Origin of the sequence: Intrasporangium sp. (assembly GCF_040414665.1) — a bacterium.
In the GTDB taxonomy this organism is placed as follows: Bacteria; Actinomycetota; Actinomycetes; order Actinomycetales; family Dermatophilaceae; genus Intrasporangium.
On record NZ_JBEDUL010000137.1, the window covers coordinates 1 to 4744 of the forward strand.

6 protein-coding genes and 1 tRNA gene are annotated in these 4744 nt (G+C 66.3%); 3 read left to right on the plus strand and 4 right to left on the minus strand.

Annotation, left to right across the window (positions count from 1 at the left end; all coding sequences use genetic code 11):
• Positions 1-74: 74 nt before the first annotated feature.
• Together ABF401_RS14195 and ABF401_RS14200 are read left to right on the plus strand one after the other, a co-directional pair.
• Entirely contained in the window at positions 75-593 is a 519-nt protein-coding gene (locus tag ABF401_RS14195) for a hypothetical protein (protein WP_353510219.1), read from the plus strand.
• Between the two features lie 94 nt (positions 594-687).
• A tRNA-Asn gene (locus tag ABF401_RS14200) sits at positions 688-760 on the plus strand.
• A 154-nt stretch (positions 761-914) separates the two neighbouring features.
• Here ABF401_RS14200 and ABF401_RS14205 read toward each other — a convergent pair.
• The 4 genes from ABF401_RS14205 to ABF401_RS14220 all read right to left on the minus strand — a co-directional run bounded on the left by ABF401_RS14205 (position 915) and on the right by ABF401_RS14220 (position 4318).
• Entirely contained in the window at positions 915-1838 is a 924-nt protein-coding gene (locus tag ABF401_RS14205; RefSeq protein WP_353510220.1) for an amino acid ABC transporter permease, read from the minus strand.
• Positions 1835-2500 carry an amino acid ABC transporter permease gene (locus tag ABF401_RS14210; RefSeq protein WP_353510221.1) on the minus strand — a complete coding sequence of 222 codons (666 nt, stop codon included), beginning with the start codon at positions 2498-2500 and terminating at the stop codon, positions 1835-1837. Before ABF401_RS14210 ends, ABF401_RS14205 begins: the two co-directional genes overlap by 4 nt.
• 121 nt (positions 2501-2621) lie before the next feature.
• Positions 2622-3461, minus strand: a complete 840-nt coding sequence (locus ABF401_RS14215; RefSeq protein WP_353510222.1) for a glutamate ABC transporter substrate-binding protein — start codon at positions 3459-3461, stop codon at positions 2622-2624.
• Between the two features lie 62 nt (positions 3462-3523).
• Complete coding sequence (locus tag ABF401_RS14220; RefSeq protein ID WP_502908250.1) at positions 3524-4318, minus strand: amino acid ABC transporter ATP-binding protein; 795 nt, start codon at positions 4316-4318, stop codon at positions 3524-3526.
• A gap of 116 nt (positions 4319-4434) precedes the next feature.
• Between ABF401_RS14220 and ABF401_RS14225 the strand changes: the two genes are divergently transcribed.
• Positions 4435-4744: hypothetical protein (locus ABF401_RS14225; protein WP_353510223.1), on the plus strand; the 310-nt coding region annotated here is incomplete at its 3' end.

Below are 4744 nucleotides of genomic sequence, written 5' to 3' on the forward strand. Positions count from 1 at the left end.
CGGTCGCGTGTGTTGGCCACCGAGCTGCAGGACCTGCAGCGGCAGCTGGCCCGGATCAAGGAGGGCATGTCCTGATGGGTCTGTTCGACCGCCGCCGCAAGGCGGACCTGCCCCCTGAGGTCCGGGATGCCGTGCCACTGCGATCAGGCGATCGCGTCATCGCCTGGGCGAAGGACGATCAGTCGGGCGGCCACGTCGTCGCCTCGACACACCAGCTGGCCTTCGTGGGCCCGGACGCGTCGCTCGTCTGGCAGCGGCCCTGGCACGAGGCCGAGTCGGGCACGTGGCAGAGCGACTCGGGCCTCCTCACCGTCATCTGGGTCGACCACCGGCGGCCGGCACAATGGCTGATCCGGGAGCCGTCGATGCTCCAGCAGGCGCTGCGGGAGCGGATCCAGGCCAGCGTGGTGCTGAGTGATGAGTTCCGGACCGAGAACAGGCGATCGATGCGCGTCGTGATCCGGCAGGACTTCGCCACCGGGGAGCTGCTGGAGCAGGTCATCCCGGGCAAGGGAGCCGACCCGAACGATCCCGCTGTTGCGGCCGAGGCAGCCCGCAGGCTCGCGCTGCTGCGCTCCGAAGTCGGCCTCTGAGGCCGCTTCGGACATGGCTCGGGGACCTGCTCGGCAGGCTCCGGGGGCGATTTAGTGCCCGGTGAACTCCTTTGCTATGGTTGCCCGGCAGCGATCCCCTGTAGCTCAACTGGCAGAGCAGCCGGCTGTTAACCGGCAGGTTGTTGGTTCGAGTCCAACCGGGGGAGCCCCGCATGACGAAGGGCGGCATCCAAACCGGATGCCGCCCTTTCGCATGCCCGCCCACCCCTACCAGCAACACACCGAGCAGTGGTCAACACCGCACGGAAATATCCGCCTGGAGTTGACCACTGCTCGGTGTGTTGCAGGGTGTTAGGGGGGTCAGCGATCGCGGAGGGCCCGCTCGTCGGCCTCGTGCAGCTGCTCGTCGATGAGCGTCGTGTCGATCTCGGCCACACCACCCGGTCCTGCGACACCGCGCTGGATCGTGACCCGCCCGCGCTCGCGCAGCCGCCGCTCGACGTACCCGGCGACGCGGGTGAGGGTGTAGTTGATGACGATGAAGATGATCGCGATGACGATGATCGACGGCACGATGTTGCCCTTGTACGAGCCGATCGACTTGTACTGGTTGAGCAGCTCGTCATAGGTGATGATCGAGCCCAGCGCCGTGTCCTTGATGACCACGACGAGCTGGCTGACCAGGGCCGGCAGCATCGCCGTGATCGCCTGCGGGATCTGGATGATCCGTAGGGTCTGGCCCCGGGTCAAGCCGATGGACAGCCCCGCCTCGGACTGTCCCTTCGGCAGGCTCCCGACGCCCGAGCGGATCAGCTCGGCGACGACCGACCCGTTGTAGAGGGTCAGCCCCGTGACCACGGCAGCGAGTGGGACGAGGTCGAAGTCAAACGTCTGGTTGAACGCGTAGAACCAGAAGGCCGCGATCATCATGACGAGGACAGGGACGGACCGGAAGAACTCGACAATGATCGAGCTCGCCCACCGGATCGGCCTGTTCTGGGACAGCCGTCCCATGCCGAAGATGACGCCGAAGATCGCGGCCAGGACGACCGAGATCGCTGCCGCCTTGAGTGTGTTGATGAGGCCGGGGATGAGGTAGTTGGCCCAGATCTCGGCGGTGAGGAACGGCGTCCACTTCTCTGGGGCGAGGTTTCCCTTCTCCCCGAGCTTCCACAGCGCGAAGGCGACGAATCCGGCAATGAGAATGAGTCCGACGACCGTGAGGAGCCGGTAGCGGGCGCGAGCCCGAGGGCCCGGCGCGTCGAAGAGGACCGAGGCGCTCATCGCTTCACGACCAGTCGGTTGGACAGATAGGTGGTCAGGATTCCGACGGGCAGCGTCAGGATGATGAATCCGATCGCGACGACGAGGAAGATGGGCAGCAGCAGGTCTGACCGGAACTCGATCATCTCGCTCATCAGGCCGGCGATCTCGGAGACCCCGATCGCGGTCGCGACGGTCGTGTTCTTCGTCAGGGCGATGAGCGTGTTGCCGAGCGGCGTGATCGCACCGCGGAAGCCCTGTGGCAGGACGACCTCGCGCAGGCTCTGCCCGAAGGTCAACCCGATCGACCGGGCCGCTTCGGCCTGCCCGACGGGGACGGTGTTGACGCCCGACCGGATCGCCTCGCACACGAAGGCGGCGTGGTAGATCGACAGGCCGATGATGGCCCAGATGATGTTGTTCCTCGCGAGGTCCTCGCTGAAGTTGAAGCCGAGGTTGACGGCCATGACGATGTTGGCCGCGATGATGATCAGCGTCAGCGGGGTGTTGCGCACGGTGTTGACGTAGAACGAACCCGTCCGCTGGAACACGGTCACGGGCGCCAGGCGCAGGATCGCCACGATCGTGCCGAGGATGAGCGAGCCGATGGCAGCGGTGATGGTGAGCAGGATCGTCATCCCGAACGCCGCGAAGATGTTGTATTCCGCGAAGAGTTCACCCATGTGCAGTCCTCCTCGGGCGACCAGGGGGTGGTTCCGCTTGTGGCCGGGAGCCGGCCGGAGCGGGAGGTATGCCGCTGAGCTCGCTCAGCTCAGCGGCATACCTCTGCATGGTGCTGGGTGATCAGGCGGACTGGCAGGTGGGCGTGGGCGGGTTGCCCGCACCCGGCTTGTAGTTCGCCGGCCCGAGGTTCTTGTCGACCGACTTCTGCCACTCGCCGGAGTCGATGAACTTCTTCAGGGCGGTGACGACCTTGTTGCAGAACTCCGTGTCGCCCTTCTGCACGCCGACACCGTAGTTCTCGGTGGAGAACGTGTTGCCGACGACCTTGAGCTTGCCCTTGTTGGCCTCTTGGGCCGCGTAGCCAGCGAGGATCGTGTCGTCGGTCGTCAGCGCGTCGACGGCGCCGGACTTGAGGGCGTCGACGCAGAGGCTGTACGTGTTGTACTCCTGCAGGTTGACACCGGGGACCGCCTTCTGGACGTTGACCGCTGACGTCGAGCCCTTGACCGAGCAGAGCTTCTTGCCGGCGAGGCTGTCCTTGCCGGTGATCGAGGTGTCGTCGGAGCGGACGAGCAGGTCCTGGCCGGCGATGAAGTACGGGCCGGCGAAGGAGACGTCGGCCATGCGCTTGTCGGTGATGGAGTACGTCCCGACGATGTACTTGACCTGACCAGTCTTGAGCAGCGTCTCGCGCTGCGACGACACCGCCTCGACGAACTCCGGCTTGAGGTTCAGCTCCTTGGCGATGAAGTTGGCGACGTCGACATCGAAGCCCGAGTAGGTGGCGCCGGTCTTGAGGCCGAGGCCGGGCTGGTCGAACTTGATCCCGACCTTGACCGACTCGCCGCCTCCTCCGGTGGCGCCGGCTCCGCCACTGCCGCCGTTGTCGCTCCCGCATGCTGCGAGGCCGAGTGCGGCAACGGCGGCGATGGCAATCGCGCTGGTGCGCCTGAGCTTCATGAGTAGTCCCTCCTGGTTGGTTCGGGTCCGGAGGTCACCGGAGCCGCGTGGGGATGGTTTGGCTAGTGGGTGAGGATCTTGCTGAGGAAGTCCTTGGCCCGTGCGGACTTCGCGTTGGTGAAGAACTCCTCGGGCCTGTCCTGCTCGACGATCTCGCCCTCGTCCATGAAGACGACCCGGTCGGCAGCGCGACGGGCGAAGCCCATCTCGTGGGTCACGACGATCATCGTCATGCCCTCCTTCGCGAGGCTCGTCATGACGTCGAGGACCTCGTTGATCATCTCTGGGTCGAGTGCGGAGGTCGGCTCGTCGAAGAGCATGACCTTGGGGTTCATGGCCAGCGATCTCGCGATGGCGACCCGCTGCTGCTGCCCGCCTGACAGCTGTGCCGGGTACTTGTCCCTCTGGGCCTGGACGCCGACGCGCTCGAGCAGCTCCATCGCCTTCTTCTCCGCCTCCGCCTTGGCCACCCCGCGGGCCTTGATCGGCCCCAGCGTGACGTTCTGCAGGATGGTCTTGTGCGCGAAGAGGTTGAAGGACTGGAAGACCATCCCCACGTCCGCCCGTAGCCCGGCGAGGGCTTTGCCCTCCTCGGGCAACGGCTGGCCGTCGATCAGGATGCGGCCCGACTCGAAGGTCTCGAGGCGGTTGATGGTCCGGCACAGTGTCGACTTGCCCGAGCCGGACGGGCCCAGCACGACGACGACGTCGCCCTTGCCGACCGTGAGGTTGATGTCCTTGAGGACATGGAGGTCACCGAAGTGCTTGTTCACGCCCTCAATGACGACGATGGGCTGACGAGGAGGGGTCACCGAGTCGCGCGACGGGTCCACATCGACGGCATTCTCTTCGTCCATGCGGGAAACCTACCCGGTGATCCTCCCCGTGAGCGAGGGGTGCGCCGGAGAGTCGCCGAATCGTAGCGAAGCGACCCTGACTGGCCGAAAGGAGTGCAGCAGCCGGCTGTCAGCCCGTGGCCGTCGCCGTGCTGGAGGAGGGTGCCTGTGAACCCTCGGCACTGGCCGTCGATCCGGTCGGTTCCGATGAGTCTGAGCTGGCGGAGGGCTCGCTGGTCGCCGCATGCGTCGGCGTGGACGTCGCTGTGGGCTCCGACGTGACCGTCGGCTCAGACGTTGGTGCCGGCGCGTCAGTCCCGGACGAGTTCTCCTGTGCACCCGTCGTCGGGGCAGGCTCGGACGTGGTCGGCGGCGGCTCGGACGTGGTCGGCGGCGGCTCGGACGTGGTCGGCGGCGGCTCGGACGTGGTCGGCGGCGGCTCGGACG

Excerpts from the sequence above, each read along its gene's own strand:
- ABF401_RS14205 (WP_353510220.1), bottom strand. The coding sequence starts at position 1,838 with ATGAGCGCCTCGGTCCTCTTCGACGCGCCGGGCCCTCGGGCTCGCGCC.
- ABF401_RS14210 (WP_353510221.1), bottom strand. The coding sequence starts at position 2,500 with ATGGGTGAACTCTTCGCGGAATACAACATCTTCGCGGCGTTCGGGATG.
- ABF401_RS14215 (WP_353510222.1), bottom strand. The coding sequence starts at position 3,461 with ATGAAGCTCAGGCGCACCAGCGCGATTGCCATCGCCGCCGTTGCCGCA.
- ABF401_RS14220 (WP_502908250.1), bottom strand. The coding sequence starts at position 4,318 with ATGGACGAAGAGAATGCCGTCGATGTGGACCCGTCGCGCGACTCGGTG.
- ABF401_RS14195 (WP_353510219.1), top strand. The coding sequence starts at position 75 with ATGGGTCTGTTCGACCGCCGCCGCAAGGCGGACCTGCCCCCTGAGGTC.